This window comes from Bacillus sp. ISL-55 (assembly GCF_018613155.1).
In the GTDB taxonomy this organism is placed as follows: domain Bacteria; phylum Bacillota; class Bacilli; order Bacillales; family Cytobacillaceae; genus Mesobacillus.
In genome coordinates this window covers 201,029-215,863 of the sequence record NZ_JAGGQU010000001.1, presented here as the reverse complement: position 1 = coordinate 215,863, position 14,835 = coordinate 201,029, and the positions used below count along the sequence as shown (strand labels likewise).

The window sequence follows — 14,835 nt, the reverse complement described above, 5'->3', positions numbered from 1 at the left end:
GCTTAACTTAAAATATTTTAATGAATCAACTCTCTATATCTGCAAAATTTCACGGATATCTTCCTCAGTCAGCGACGCTGAGCTTTTTTCTTCGATAATTTCTTCGATCATATTCCGCTTTTTATCCTGGAGCTCATTCATTTTTTCTTCAATTGTTCCGCTTGCGATCAATTTGATGACCTGGACTTGATTCTTCTGTCCCATTCGGTGGGCACGGTCCGCGGCCTGCTCCTCAACTGCGGGATTCCACCATAAATCATAAAGGATGACTGTATCGGCTCCCGTTAAGTTCAAGCCTGTGCCCCCAGCTTTTAAGGAAATCAGGAAAAAATCCCTCTCTCCTCCATTAAATTTTTCGCATTTCTCCACTCGTTCTTCAGGAGGTGTTTGTCCGTCCAAGTAGAAGAAAGGAATGCCCTCATATGCTAACTCCTTGCCGATCAAATCGAGCATTTTCGTGAACTGTGAAAAAATGAGTACCCTTCTCCCGGCAAATCGGGACTCTTCAATGATTTGTTTCAACTGGTCAAATTTAGCGGAGCTGCCTTTGTATCCATCTACAAATAAGGCTGGATGGCAGCAAATCTGTCTTAATCTTGTCAGGCCAGCCAGGATTTTGATCCGGTTTTTCCTGATCGTATTCTTATCCAGCTGCTTTAAGGTTTGATGGCGAAGCTTTGCCAGGTAAGCAGCATAAAGCTTTTTCTGGTCAGGCAGCAATTCAACCCTATCGATTGATTCGATTTTCTCAGGCAGCTCCCGAAGCACTTCTTCCTTTACCCTTCGCAGTAAAAATGGCCGGATCCTGCGGGCAATCGTCTGGCTTGTCAGATTGCTGTATTCCTTCAACCCCTGGAATAACTCAGGAAATACCACCCGGAAAATGGACCATAACTCCTCAATCGAGTTTTCAATCGGTGTACCTGTCAACGCGAAGCGATGGTCTGCCTGTATGTTCATCACCGCTTTGGCCGTTTGAGTCAACGGATTTTTAAACGCTTGTGCTTCATCGAAAAACACAGTGTGGAATTTGATTTTTTCGTACAGGTGAATATCCCTGCGCAGCAGCATGTAAGAGGTGATCACCACATCAATATCCGAAACATCCTTTAGCAGTTTTGCCCGCTCCTCTTTATTGCCATCGATGATGACTGCCTGAATATCAGGAGTGAATTTCAGGAATTCACTGAGCCAGTTATAAACAAGCGAAGATGGACAGACAATCAGCACTGGCTGTTGCCTGTCTCTAACAACGTCCAGTTCTGAAGCAATATACGCGATACTTTGCAGTGTTTTACCAAGACCCATATCATCTGCCAAAATTCCGCCAAATCCGTAACTTGCAAGAGTTTTCATCCATTGGAAACCTTGTTTCTGGTACTCACGTAAAATTGGCTCCAATTTTTCCGGGACATCGAACTTAACTTTTCCGGGGGTGCTGATTTCATCAAGAAAATTTCGGAAAGAATCCTCTACCTGCAGTATGGATTTATCCTCGAAAGATTCTAGCATTTGCATCCCACGGACAATCGGGACATTTAACCCTTTTTCCAGATCCTCATCCTGGATTGGACCTGCCTTCAAGAAACGCTGGATTTCTTCCCATTCCCTCGTTTCCAGTGACATCAATGCCCCATTCTGTAACCGATAATATTTCCGTTTTTCTTCAAGAGCTTCAAGGATATCCCTGATATGTCTTTCAGGAATCCCATCCATTTCAAATTTGAATTCAAGCCAGTTTGTCCGCTCTTTTTTCACCTTGACACGAATCTGCGGCCTGGCCGGTTCCCGGAAAATCCTGTTCCTGACGGCAGTTGTAGCGTATACCTGAACAAGATTTTGCAGCTTTGGCATGACATGATACAGAAATTCATATTCAAGCTCTTCATTATGCAAAAAATAACCGCCATCCGTTTTCGCGAAAGAACCATCATTCAGCAACTCAAGGATCTGATCCTCCTTGACCACGTCCCTGATTAACAGTGTATTGACTTTCGGTTCCTTCTCCTCGAGCGGATTGAAAACGATTTTTCCATACTGAAATTCGATTCCTGCGAGCAATCGGTTATTCACGCGATCAAGGTAAAGTTTTGCGATCAACGGCTCGGTTAAAAATTGCTTTGTTATGTCGCCATCTATTTGGACTTCCCCAATACGGCGCAGGCCTGGCACGACTTTTTCCACAAAGAAACCCATCTGTTCCTGTAAGATTGGTATGCTATCCGTTCTTGATTGCGCGAGCATATTTTTCAATTCAAATAATCTGCTGCAATCCTCAGTGCTGAGCTGGATCAACTGCGTTTTCAACCAAACGAGATTATATTTTTGAAGAACAATCAGATCAGAAATACCAGCAATTTTTAACGAATAGTCTTTCTCTGTGATTTTTTCAAAGTTAAACAAAAGCGGAAGCCTTTCGTTTGAAATCGAAAACTGACCGGTAACTTCCCCCGCCTCTATCAACTTAACATCCGGAGCCTTTTCCAGCAGCGGCACTAGCTGATGCCAAAAGGATGGAGGAATGATCAAGGTGGAAGAGTCATTCATATCTTTCAACGATAACTCTGAGTCATCGACGATTTGGATAAGTATTTTGATGATAGAGTCGATATTGTTTTGAAAACAATGAAGCTTCGGGTTATAAGTGAATAAGTCAGATAGTAATGCAGTCTCCCGATTCGCCACAATCTTCAGGAATCCCGAAATATCTTTTATTACAATAGGACCAATGCTCATCGAGACACCCAGCATCATTTGCTGATCACTCGTTTCAACCGGCTCGATCTTGAACATCGTGTTCAGGGTCTTCCTTGTTTCAAAGTGGAGCTGGTGGCCGCTTTTCCTTTGAGGTTCTTCACTGAAAAGGGTAAGCAGTCCTTCTGCGAGCCCATTTCCAGGGCGATCATTACTTTTAATTGCATTTGATGTCCCTTGCTTTTGCTCATCCAAAATAGCCAGCAATACTGCGGCCACATGCTGGCACTCATGTTTGACAGACGCAAGCTTCGGGCATGTGCACTCAGCTGCGAAACGGCCTTCCACATTTTTCGTAACAGTGATATGAAATACATCCGCCCCTGTCACGGTTGCTTTCACCTGATTTTCATTGGAGTCAGTAAACTCGACTTTTCCCGCACGGTAAAACGCATCCCCCCGCTTGAAGGAAACAGTTCCGCATAAATCCTTGATGACTTTTTGATTTAGTTTGATATCCATGCTCTGCTCCCTCCCCGAAGATGCAATAATTGATAATTATTAGTGTAGACCTTATGTACTCATTTGTTAAGCGGAAAATAAAAAGCATGGAGAATACCCCATGCTCGGAAATTTTTAAAATGGAAATGCAGGCTTCAATGCTGCGTGAAACTTATTCATCATCACGTTCCACGAAATTTTTCAGTGCTGATAGTTTGTTATCCCAATATATCTCGAAAAACGAAAGCCATTCCTGCAATTCTTGAAGCGGTTCTGGCTGTAATGAATAGCGAGTTTCACGTCCAATTCTTTTGCTTGATACCAAACCTGCTTCAGATAACACAAATAAGTGTTTGTTGACAGCCGTCCTGGTAATCGGAAATTCTTCTGTTATGGACGCAACCGGCATCTCCTTGTCTGCGAGCAGCTTCAGGATTTTACGTCGAGTAGGATCCGCGACAGCCTGGAACACATCATGTCTCGCTGCAGAAGATGGCATGTTAACCCTCGATATAGGATGGAAGTGCTTCGTTAACGATTTTATCCCATCCATTATCCATGATTCCCTGAATGATCGTATGAGGCTGTCCGAATTCCGTAACCTTTTCAGGATCCCAGCCTGAATGAATTAAGGTGAACTCCGTCTTGCCTTCCAACTCCCTCAGTTCGAATACAAGGTGCCAATCCTTCCCCCAATCAAAACCCAGACGATTCGGTGGGTCCAATTCTGTAACTTTGCATGGCGAGTCACCAAATGGGCCAGCGTGAAGAATGAACTCCTTGCCAAGCTCGGCTTCAAATGTATTTGGCATCCACCAGGCTTCAATTCCTTCTGATGTTGCAACTGCTTTCCATACTTTTTCAATTGGCGCATTTAGAACGATACTTTTACGAATTTCTCTCTGTGTATCCATGTTTTTCAGCCTCCATTATGTAATAACACTAATTGGTGTCACTTTATAAATATATAACACCTTTTAGTGTCATGTCAATAAAGTGGACCAGGCACAAAGTATATGTACCTGGTCCACTATGAAAATTAAATCTCAATAATGATCGGTAAAATCATCGGCCTTCTTCTTGTCTTTTGGAAGATGTGCTGACCAACTGCTTTTTTGATGCCCTGTTTAATGACATTCCATCGGTGTACATTGTCTTCTTGAAGATCGGTCACCGTTTTCGTCACAAGACTATTTACATCTCTCATCAAGTCTTCGGAGTTTTTCACAAAAACAAACCCGCGTGAGATTGTATCTGGGCCAGAAATAATTTTCCTTTCTGCTTTGCTTAATGTCAGGACAATGACTAGCATTCCATCCTCGGATAGCTGCTTTCTGTCCCTGAGCACGATTTCGCCGACATCGCCGACACTTACACCATCAACATACGTATCACCCGCTGGAACATTGCGGGTCTGACGCGCTTCGCCATTTTCTATGTCAACAATATCACCATTTTTAACAATAAAGGTATTCCCTTTTTCCACACCTACAGCTTCTGCCAGCAAGCGGTGGTGATGCAGCATCCTGTACTCACCATGAATCGGGATGAAATACTTTGGCTTCATCAAAGTCAGCATCAGCTTGAGATCTTCCTGGTAGCCATGGCCGGAAACATGCATGCCAGTAGTGCTGCCAGAGCCGTAAATGACTTTCGCTCCGAGTTTGAACAAATTATCGATAATCTTGGAAACATCCTTTTCATTCCCTGGAATCGGGGAGGCCGCCATGATGACTGTATCTCCAGGATAAATCGAAACATCGCGGAAATTGCCTGTTGCGAGACGGGAAAGTGCAGCCATAGGCTCTCCCTGGCTGCCTGTACAAAGAATCGCCACTTTGTCAGGATCCAATTGGTCGACCACATTTGGCTGAATCAGCATGCCCTCAGGAACATTCAGGTAACCTCGTTCTATCGCCACATCGACTACGTTCACCATACTCCTGCCAAGCAACGCGAGTTTCCTGTTCGTCTTAATCGCTGCCTCGACAACCTGCTGAACACGATTAACGTTAGAGGCAAAGGTTGAAACAAAGATTTTCCCATCTGCCTTCATGAAAGCTTCTTCGAGATGGCTTGCGACCATTCGCTCCGAAGGCGTCAAACCAGTACGCTCGGCATTCGTGCTCTCTGATAGCAGCGCCATGACACCTTCAGTACCGATCTTCGCCATCTTATGAATTTCTGATTGCTCATCATTTGCAGGCGTCAAATCGAATTTGAAATCACCTGTATGGACAACATTCCCCTCAGGAGTGTGCAAAACAATTCCAAGACAGTCCGGGATGCTATGGCTTACTTTGAAAAAAGATACCTTTACCTTGCCGAAATCCAAGACTGAGTCCGAATTGATTTTATTCAGCTCGGTCCCTCTCAGGAGTTTGTGCTCACCAAGTTTCAGTTCAATTAACCCGAGAGTAAAATCCGTAGCATAAACCGGCGCCTTTAATTTTTTGAAGAAATACGGGACACCGCCAATATGGTCTTCGTGCCCATGGGTCATGATCAAACCGCGGATTTTTTCGCGATTTTCCTCAAGGTAAGTCATTTCAGGAATGATTAAATCAATTCCTAATAGACTCTCATCAGGAAACTTCCCTCCGCAGTCAATCACAAAAATATCGTCCTCATATTGGACAACATACATATTTTTTCCGATTTCATTGATTCCGCCCAAGGCTAATATAGATAAAGTCACGTCATACCCTCCTAATCCGTAATCGATTTTGTTAGTATTGCCAGTTTTCAACCGATTATTTGGTTTCTAGAGGGAATTGGACTTCACCAATCAGGTATTTCTAAGTTGAAATTGGAAAAATTAGAGTTTTTAAAGATGATTCTAATTCATCACTTATTGGCGATAATTTAATTTTATTGGCGGTTTTCACAAATTTATTGGCGAAAAAATGATTTTATTGGCGATTTTCACAAGTTTATTGGCGAAAATAAAATTTTATTGGCGAACTGGAAAAAATCATAGTTTTTTTCCAGTTTCTCCACAAAAACAGGCCAACTCGCTATCTAGCGAATTGGCCTTCTTTACTTATTTTTCAATCCATGTATACATATACTGGTCGTCTTCGATATCTTTGGCTTTCTTTACTGTTTTCAGCGGCCGGAAGGTATCGATCATGACCGCTAGCTCTAGTGTTTCTTTTTTGCCGATGCTTGCTTCTGTCTTGCCTGGGTGTGGTCCATGCGGGATTCCGCTTGGATGCAATGTAATCGAGCCTTCCTTGATTCCCTTGCGGCTCATAAAATTGCCTTCTACATAGTAAAGCAGCTCATCGCTGTTGACGTTGCTGTGGTAATATGGCGCAGGGATCGCTTCAGGATGATAATCGTAAAGCCTTGGCACAAAGGAACATACTACATAATTATGGCCCTCAAACGTCTGGTGAACTGGCGGTGGCTGATGGATCCGCCCTGTGATCGGCTCGAAGTCCTCGATATTGAATGCCCAGGGATACAGATATCCGTCCCAGCCAACCACGTCAAGCGGGTGGTGGTTCAATACGTGGCGGTGCAGATGACCGCGTGTCTTGGTAATGACTTCATGCTCCCCTTTTTCAGAGAAAGTTTGCAGCGTTTCCGGTCCACGGATATCTCTTTCACAGAATGGGCTGTGTTCGAGCAGCTGTCCATATTCATTGCGATAACGCCTTGGAGTCGTAATCTGGCTGAACGATTCGACAATCAATGCCTTTGTCTGCTCGGAATCATCTGGTACAACTCTGTACATCGTGCCGATTGGAATCACGACATAATCACCAGGACGATAGTTTATAGTTCCAAACATGGTTTCTACTTTGCCGGACCCATGATGGAAAAAGAACATCTCGTCTCCATCGCCATTTCGGTAAAATTGTTTCATCGGTTCAGTAATATTCGCAAATCCAATCAAAAGATCGCCATTGCCAAGGATATATTCTCTTCCGCTTAACGCGTCCCCAGTTTGAGTAATCTGGTCTGTCAGGAAGTGCCGATGGTTCAATGAGCCCTGTTCCTCATACTCAGGCAGGTAGCTGCCGATCAATTCGCTCTTCACTACCTCTGTTGGCATATGGTGGTGATAAAGAATCGACTGGGTACCCGAAAAACCTTTAGTTCCCATTACCTGCTCCCTGAACAGCGAACCATCTTCCTTTTTAAAAATGGTATGGCGTTTCTTTGGGATTTCTCCCAGCTGGCGGTAATACATGAAAACACCTTCTTTCTACTCTTCTATAATTTTATTTTTCAAAACACCGAGCCCCGCAATTTCAAGTTCCACTTCATCGCCAGGTTCAAGCCAGCGATGGACATCCGTTCCAAGTTCGAGTATACAGCCTGTTCCGACTGTTCCTGAGCCGATCACTTCACCAGGATACAGAGTCGTACCCGCTGATGCACGCTCGATCATTTCAGCGAATGAATAATAAATGTCTTTCATATTTCCCTTTGACAGCACCCTGCCGTTGACACGGGCAACCATTTCAAGGTCATAGCCTTTCCCCGCTTTGAGGTATTCCAGCTCATCCTTCGTTACCAGATATGGACCGAATGAAGTAGCGAAATCTTTCCCCTTCGCCGGGCCAAGTCCGACCTTCATTTCCTGTCGCTGCAAGTCGCGGGCACTCCAGTCATTCATGATAAAAAAGCCAAAAATATACTGTTCGGCATCCTCCGCTTTGATGTTGCGGCCTTCCTTGCCGATGACACAGGCGATTTCCAGTTCGTAATCCATCCATTCACAGTTCTGTGGCCGTATGATGTCTTCCCCAGGACCCTTGATGGCAAGATGATTGGTAAAATAGAACACCGGAATCTCGTACCATTCAGGAATCATTTCAAGGCCTCGGTTTTCCCTTGCTGTTTTTACATGCTGCTCGAAAGCGTAAAAATCACGGACACTCTTTGGATTCGGCAGCGGCGATTTTAAGCTGATTTCATCCAAGGTATAGGATCCGTTGCCAGTTTCAATCAGACCTTTATTTTCCTCGATATAACCTGTGTATACCTCATGGTTCTCGATGAAAGCCAGCATATTGTCAGGCAATATACCGTTAGATGCTTCGTGCATATCTACAGCGTGATTCTGCGAAGTAATCCAGCCTGCACGGATTGAACCGTCTTTTTTCATAAAAGTTATGAACTTCATATCATCACCTATTTCCTTTGCAGTTCAAAGGTTTTTGCCAGCGGCAGCGTGTAGGTCGCTCCTGCCAGCCTGCCTACTGGATTCAATTTTTCCGAATTGACGCGCCCGCTTTCATAAAGTTCATCCGCCACATGTACATGTACAACCTTGCCGATGACAAGGCTGCCTGCTCCGGCCTCTTCCCCGCCAAAGTGAAGGACCTGGTCCAGAACACATTCAAGGTGGACCTTCGACTCCTTGACACGTGATGGCTTTACCGCCACACTATCGACCTTGTTCAGTCCAGAAGCCTCGAATTCATCGACATCGGACGTGAATTCGGTAGCGCAGTCATTCATCTGCTGGACGAACTCCTCACTGACAATATTGATGACAAATTCCTTTGTGCTTTCAATATTTTTCAGCGTATCTTTTTTCGCGCCATCCGTCCCTCTTCTCATTGGCGAAAAGCAGACCATCATCGGATTCGCGCTGATGACTGTAAAGAAACTGAATGGAGCCAAATTCGCGATCCCTTTTTCATCCTGACTGGAAACGAAGGCGATTGGCCGCGGCAGGACTGAGCCTTGCAAAAGCTTATATGCGTCTCTCCATTCAAGTGTGTCAGTTTTAATTTCCAAAGCTTACACCGCCCTTTCGTGAAAAAGCTGGCTGACGATTTGCACTATGAATTCATGATCTTCACGAGTGCCGAGAGTAATCCGGAATGCTTCCTTGTAGCCCGAGAGCTGCATTTCCCTGACAAGGACGCCGTTTTTCGTCAGCGTCTGGATGACCGGCCTGTTCGTGAAGGCAAACAGGAAGTTGGATTGCGATGGGAAACTTTCAATCTCCAACTCTTTGAACTTTGCACTCAGGAAGTCTCTTTCTGCATTATTTTTAGCGGAACAGTCCCGGACGAAAGCCTGGTCTTCCAGCGCAGCCACCGCTGCCGCCTGAGCGAGCTGGTTGACATTGAATACATCCCTGACTTTGTGAAGTTCCTTAGCAATTTCCTCATGCATGATGCCGTAGCCAACACGCAGGCTCGCAAGACCATAGATTTTTGAAAAAGTCCTGAGGATGACAATGTTTTGATATTGATCAAGCAGCGGCATCGTATCAAGGTATTCATCAGAATCCGCATATTCAAAATAAGCCTCATCCATAATGATCAGGACGTTTGAAGGTACATTGTCGATAAAAGAAAGTAATTCCTGTTTTCCGACGATTGTCCCAGTTGGATTGTTTGGGTTGCAGACGAATACCATTTTTGTTTTTTCGTTGATGGCTTCCTGCATTTTTTTGAGATCATGCCTGCCTTCAATCATCGGAATGCTGACTGCTCTGCCGCCCTCAATCAATACATTCGTTTTATAGCGCGGAAAAGTCACCTCTGCCATGACGGCTTCATCATTTTTATCGATATAAGCCCTTGTAAGCAGACGAATGATTTCTTCTGAACCGTTGGAAACAAGAAAATGCTTCTGGTCTAATTGATAATGGGCCGAAAGTTTCTCTGCGATTCCTGATGTCATTCCGTCCGGATAGAATGCCAGATTAGCAGATGCCTGCATGATTGCTTCTTTGACATTTGGCGAAGTGCCATAGACATTTTCATTATCCGAAAGCTTTCTTACTGTCGTAATTCCATACTGTTTCTTGATTTCCTCAATCGTCTGGCCGAGGGCATATGGTGTGATCCCTTCAAGTTCTGCTCTTGCTTTAATGTTCATGTTCATCCCCCATTTTTTCTGCCGCCGTTTATAACGAAAAGGGAGCGAATCGCCCCCTTCTGTCCCGGCTATTAAAGGTTGCCGCGTCTTTCCTGTTCACGCTCGATTGATTCGAATAGAGCCTTGAAGTTTCCTTCGCCGAAACCTCTTGCGCCTTTACGCTGGATGATCTCAATGAACAGCGTCGGGCGGTCTACGATTGGCTTTGTGAAAATCTGCAGCAAATAGCCTTCATCGTCACGGTCTACCAGAATGCTAAGTTCTTTTAGCTTATCGATCTCTTCGTCAATTTCACCGACACGCTCTGAAAGCATTTCATAGTATGAATCAGGTGTGCTCAGGAATTCCACTCCATTCTCGCGGAGTTGTGCTACGGTGCTGACAATATCCTCTGTCAAAATCGCAAGGTGCTGGACGCCTGGTCCGTTGTAGAATTCTAAGTATTCCTGGATCTGTGATTTGCGCTTTCCTTCTGCCGGCTCATTGATCGGAAACTTGATGCGGCCGCCATTGTGCATGACTTTGGACATCAACGCTGAATATTCAGTCACGATATCCTTGTCAGTGAAGTGCTTCATTTCCTTGAAGCCCATGACATTGGCATAATAGTTAACCCATTCTTCCATTCTCTCAACATTGCCGACAACATGGTCGATGCCGATGAAACCAGCGTCATTCACAGGAACTGTTGTTGTATGCTCAACAAATCCAGGCATGAACAAACCTTTGTAATTTTTCCTTTCGACGAGTGTATGGATTGTATCTCCATATGTACCGATCACAGCCTTTTTCAAGGTACCATTCTCATCAGAAACCTCATGCGGCGGCTGGATTTCGTTCGCGCCTCGCTTAACCGCTCCCTCATAAGCCTTCTCGACATCATCAACAGCCAGCGCGATATCCTTGACACCATCTCCATGAGTTTTGACAAACTGTGCTACTCGAGATGAATCGTTGTATGTTCCAGTCACAACCAGACGAATCTTGCGCTGCTGAAGCACATAGGATGTCGTTTCACGGTTGCCTGTTTCAAGACCTGAATATGCCACTACCTTAAAGCCGAAGGCAGTCTGGAAAAAGTGAGACGCCTGCTTGGCATTTCCTACATAAAGCTCTAAATAATCAACATCCTGAACCGGGAAAAAATCCTCAGTACTTTGGCCGGATACCATAACTTTCTCTTGCATTGTAAAACCTCCGAAATAAATATTTATAATATTTAAAATTATTTTACAGTAATTACGCCTGCCCTCTCAAGAGCGCGATGTAAAGCTATAATGCTTTTGTGTGGTAAAGAAGCAACCTTTATTAGCACTTACATCAATTCCAACAGCATCATTTTAGGATTTTCAATCAACTGTGCGAAACGGTTTGTAAAAGCAACAGCCGTTGCCCCATCTGCGACCCTATGATCAAATGCCATTGATAGATTCATGATAGAACGGATCGCAATTTCATCTTGATCTTTTACAACGGGCCGTTTCTTTGTTTTATGAAAAGAAACGAGCGCTGTCTGCGGGTGCTGGATGATTGGTGTTGCTCCAATACTGCCGCCCAGGGGACCGACATTGCTAATAGTAAATGTACCGCCAGATATATCCTTAACCGTAAGCTTGTCATCAAGTGCAAGCTTTGTCAGATGCTTCATTTCACTATGGATTTTCTTTAAGTTCTTTTTCTCCACATTGCGGATAACCGGTACAATCAAGCCATCCGGAGTGTCCACAGCAATTCCGATATGATGTTCACGCAGCAGCTGGATGCTTTCGTTTTCTTCATCAAGTTTTGCATTAAAGACCGGGAATTCTTTTAACCCAATCGAAAGTGCTTTAATAAAGAATGCAGTGGCTGAGATAGAGTTGCCGGCTGCCTTGATTTCTGACCTTAAATCGATCAACTCGCTAACATCAATTTCCTCAAAGTGGGTACAGTGAGGGATGGTGTACATTGACTGGACCATCTTTTTCGCAATCTGCTTGCGGCGGCCGCGGAATGGCAATGTATCCTGGTGGCTGAGCTTTTTCTCGGTCGGAGCACTTTCTTCAGAACCCAGTTCCGAAACATTCGGAGCCTCGGATTCGGAAGCAGGTTTTGAAACATTCGGAACCTCTCGTTCGTAACCATGCTGCGAAACGTTCGGAACCTGCTGTTCGGAACCTCCTTCCGAAGTACTCGCACCCCCATGATCTCTTAATTTAACAAATGCCAATATATCTTCTTCGATAATCCGGCCTGCTGGTCCAGTTCCTTTTACTTCCATAATGTGGACACCATTTTCCCTGGCAACCTTCCTTGTATAAGGAGAAGCAAGAATCTGGCCCAATCGTGCACTAACACCAACCGGTACCTTACTTACAGCGGGTCTTTCCAATACAGCTACTGAAGCTTCTGCTGGTTCTGCTTCTGTTTTCACAACATCAGCGACCTTCTGGGACTCTCTAGTTTGAACGCCGCCGGAACCTTCCTCCATGATCAGCAGGGTAGTCCCTACCTTTACCGTTTGCCCCGGGGTTAGCAATAGTTCTTTAATGACACCTGAACGGGGAGCAGGAATCTCCGCGGTCATTTTGTCTGTCTGGACTTCAACCAATGGATCATCAGCCTTGACGAAGTCTCCTGGTTTCACCAGGTAACAATTGATGTCCGCTTCGGTCATGCCTTCCCCAATGTCGTGAAGCTTTACTTCAACCATCGGCACGCCTCCTAAAACTTCATTACTTTTTCGATTGCAGCTGCGACTCTTTTCGGGGTCGGCAGATAATGATCTTCAAACCCAAAATACGGCACAGGCGTATCATAGCCTGTAACTCTTTCGGCCGGAGCCTTTTGATAAAGGAATGCCTCATCATTGATCAGCGAGATCAGATCGCTGCCAGTCCCGCCAGTTGCGTGTGCTTCATGGACAATAACAGTACGGCCTGTCTTTTGGACGGACTCAATGACCAGGTCCTTGTCGATCGGATAAAGCGTCCTTAAATCGAGAACCTCACATTCAACACCCTTTTGTTTCATATCTTCAGCAGCCTTCATCGCTACCGGTATCATAGCGCCCCAGGCAATAACCGTTACATCGTCGCCTTCGGTCAATTTCTTTCCTTTTCCTATTTCAACTGTATACTTCCCTTCCGGAACCTCACCTCGTGAGGAACGATAACTTCTCATTGGCTCTAAAAAGAGGACAGGGTCCGGATCTTCAATTGCAGCGATCATCAAGCCTTTGGCGTCATAGGCATTGGATGGACAGACCACCTTCATTCCCGGCATATGGGTAAAAAGGGATTCCGTGCTGTCACAATGGATTTCAGGTGCACGCACACCTGCGCCATAAGGAGCCCGGATAACCATTGGCACGGTAAAATGCCCCAATGTCCTCATCCGCAGCCTCGAAGCATGGGTCATGATTTGTTCATAGGCAGGGTAAATGAAGCCCAGGAACTGAATTTCCACCACGGGACGGAATCCATTAACGGCCATGCCAATCGCTGCACCTACAAAACCTGCCTCACTCAAAGGAGTATCTACCACGCGCTCCTCTCCATATTTCTCCTGAAGACCATCAGTCGCACGGAATACCCCGCCGTTTTTTCCGATATCTTCACCAAGGAGGATGACTTCCTTGCTTTCGCCGAGCATCGTATCCAGTCCATCGGTAATCGCCTGGACAAGCGTCAATGTCTTTGTCTGTATTGCCGTATTCATCATGACTCACCTCCGATCAGCTCAAGGTATTCCCGCTTTTGCTTCTCAATTGTCCATGTAGGCTTTTCGAACACATAATCAAAGATCACTGCTGGGTCAGCTTTAGGGAACTTTTCCATTTCCTGTACAGCGGCATCAATTTCGGCAGCTGCCTGAGCTTCTATTTCCTTCACCCATGCTTCATCGTAAAGTCCTTCGTTTTTCATCCAGCGTTCAAGCCTTAACAAAGGATCTGTTTCCATACGCTTCAGCGCACTTTCTCCCTGGTCACGATATTTCGATGCGTCATCGGCAGTTGTATGTGATCCATACCGCCACGTCATCGCTTCAATCAGTGTCGGTCCTTCGCCATTGCGGGCACGCTCAAGTGCCTTTTCCGTTTCAGCAAAAACGGCAAAAATATCGTTGCCATCAATCCTTACTCCAGGAATATCATACGCAAGAGCTTTTTGCGCAATGGTTGCGGAGTTCATCTGCTTGCTTATCGGGACAGAAATTGCGTATTGGTTATTCTGGCAAAAATATACGACCGGAGATTTGAAGACACTTGCAAAGTTCAAGCCTTCATGAAAATCACCTTCCGAAGTCGCTCCATCACCGAAATAACAAATCGCCGCATTCTTTGTTCCTTTTTGTTTTTCAGCAAAAGCTGCCCCTGCAGCATGTGGAATCTGGGTTGCAATCGGGATGGCTGGCGGGAAGATCTTTTTCCCATCCGGCGGGACACAGCCTTCATTTCTTCCGTTCCAGAACAGCAGAATATTCCTCAGGGAGTGGCCGAACACCGTAGCCGCCCCATGATCGCGGTAGGTTGGGAACATCCAATCTTCACTGTCAAGCGCCAGAGCCGTTCCTACCTGGGATGCTTCCTGCCCTTCAAAAGGCGCATATGTTCCAATTCTGCCTTGCCGCTGGAGACTGATTGATTTCCGGTCCAGCGTCCGGATCCTTACCATTTCCGAATAAAACTTCTTCACTCGCTCTGCGGTCACCAAATCCTTATGTTCCCCGGAAACAATGTTTCCGTTTTGGTCCATCACTTGAAAAATCGGAAAATCCTTTTCCATCGGCTCACCCTTTTTTAAA

12 protein-coding genes are annotated in these 14,835 nt (G+C 45.2%); all 12 read right to left on the bottom strand.

Annotation, left to right across the window (positions count from 1 at the left end; genetic code table 11):
* Positions 1–33: 33 nt before the first annotated feature.
* The 12 genes from J7E32_RS01025 to pdhA all read right to left on the bottom strand — a co-directional run bounded on the left by J7E32_RS01025 (position 34) and on the right by pdhA (position 14,816).
* Positions 34–3,216 carry a DEAD/DEAH box helicase gene (locus tag J7E32_RS01025; RefSeq protein WP_214902315.1) on the bottom strand — a complete coding sequence of 1,061 codons (3,183 nt, stop codon included), beginning with the start codon at positions 3,214–3,216 and terminating at the stop codon, positions 34–36.
* Positions 3,217–3,367: 151 nt separating this feature from the next.
* Positions 3,368–3,694 carry an ArsR/SmtB family transcription factor gene (locus J7E32_RS01020; RefSeq protein WP_214902312.1) on the bottom strand — a complete coding sequence of 109 codons (327 nt, stop codon included), beginning with the start codon at positions 3,692–3,694 and terminating at the stop codon, positions 3,368–3,370.
* Between the two features lies 1 nt (position 3,695).
* On the bottom strand, positions 3,696–4,109 hold the full coding sequence (locus J7E32_RS01015) for an SRPBCC family protein (protein WP_214902309.1): 414 nt from the start codon (positions 4,107–4,109) through the stop codon (positions 3,696–3,698).
* 125 nt (positions 4,110–4,234) lie between these two features.
* A complete protein-coding gene (locus J7E32_RS01010) occupies positions 4,235–5,893 on the bottom strand; it encodes a ribonuclease J (RefSeq protein WP_353653999.1) in 1,659 nt (552 codons plus the stop codon).
* 345 nt (positions 5,894–6,238) lie between these two features.
* A complete protein-coding gene (locus tag J7E32_RS01005; RefSeq protein WP_214902306.1) occupies positions 6,239–7,396 on the bottom strand; it encodes a homogentisate 1,2-dioxygenase in 1,158 nt (385 codons plus the stop codon).
* Between the two features lie 15 nt (positions 7,397–7,411).
* Positions 7,412–8,335: a fumarylacetoacetate hydrolase family protein gene (locus tag J7E32_RS01000; RefSeq protein ID WP_214902303.1), complete on the bottom strand. Its 924-nt coding sequence runs from the start codon at positions 8,333–8,335 to the stop codon at positions 7,412–7,414.
* Positions 8,336–8,343: 8 nt separating this feature from the next.
* Complete coding sequence (locus J7E32_RS00995; RefSeq protein ID WP_214902300.1) at positions 8,344–8,955, bottom strand: flavin reductase family protein; 612 nt, start codon at positions 8,953–8,955, stop codon at positions 8,344–8,346.
* A 3-nt stretch (positions 8,956–8,958) separates the two neighbouring features.
* Positions 8,959–10,050 carry a histidinol-phosphate transaminase gene (gene hisC / locus J7E32_RS00990; RefSeq protein WP_286182552.1) on the bottom strand — a complete coding sequence of 364 codons (1,092 nt, stop codon included), beginning with the start codon at positions 10,048–10,050 and terminating at the stop codon, positions 8,959–8,961.
* A gap of 71 nt (positions 10,051–10,121) precedes the next feature.
* Positions 10,122–11,237, bottom strand: a complete 1,116-nt coding sequence (gene hppD / locus J7E32_RS00985) for a 4-hydroxyphenylpyruvate dioxygenase (protein ID WP_214902295.1) — start codon at positions 11,235–11,237, stop codon at positions 10,122–10,124.
* Between the two features lie 128 nt (positions 11,238–11,365).
* Positions 11,366–12,742: a dihydrolipoamide acetyltransferase family protein gene (locus J7E32_RS00980; protein WP_214902292.1), complete on the bottom strand. Its 1,377-nt coding sequence runs from the start codon at positions 12,740–12,742 to the stop codon at positions 11,366–11,368.
* 11 nt (positions 12,743–12,753) lie between these two features.
* Entirely contained in the window at positions 12,754–13,749 is a 996-nt protein-coding gene (locus J7E32_RS00975) for an alpha-ketoacid dehydrogenase subunit beta (RefSeq protein ID WP_214902614.1), read from the bottom strand.
* On the bottom strand, positions 13,749–14,816 hold the full coding sequence (pdhA, locus tag J7E32_RS00970) for a pyruvate dehydrogenase (acetyl-transferring) E1 component subunit alpha (protein WP_214902289.1): 1,068 nt from the start codon (positions 14,814–14,816) through the stop codon (positions 13,749–13,751). The genes J7E32_RS00975 and pdhA overlap by 1 nt, the downstream gene beginning before the upstream one ends.
* Between the last annotated feature and the right edge of the window lie 19 nt (positions 14,817–14,835).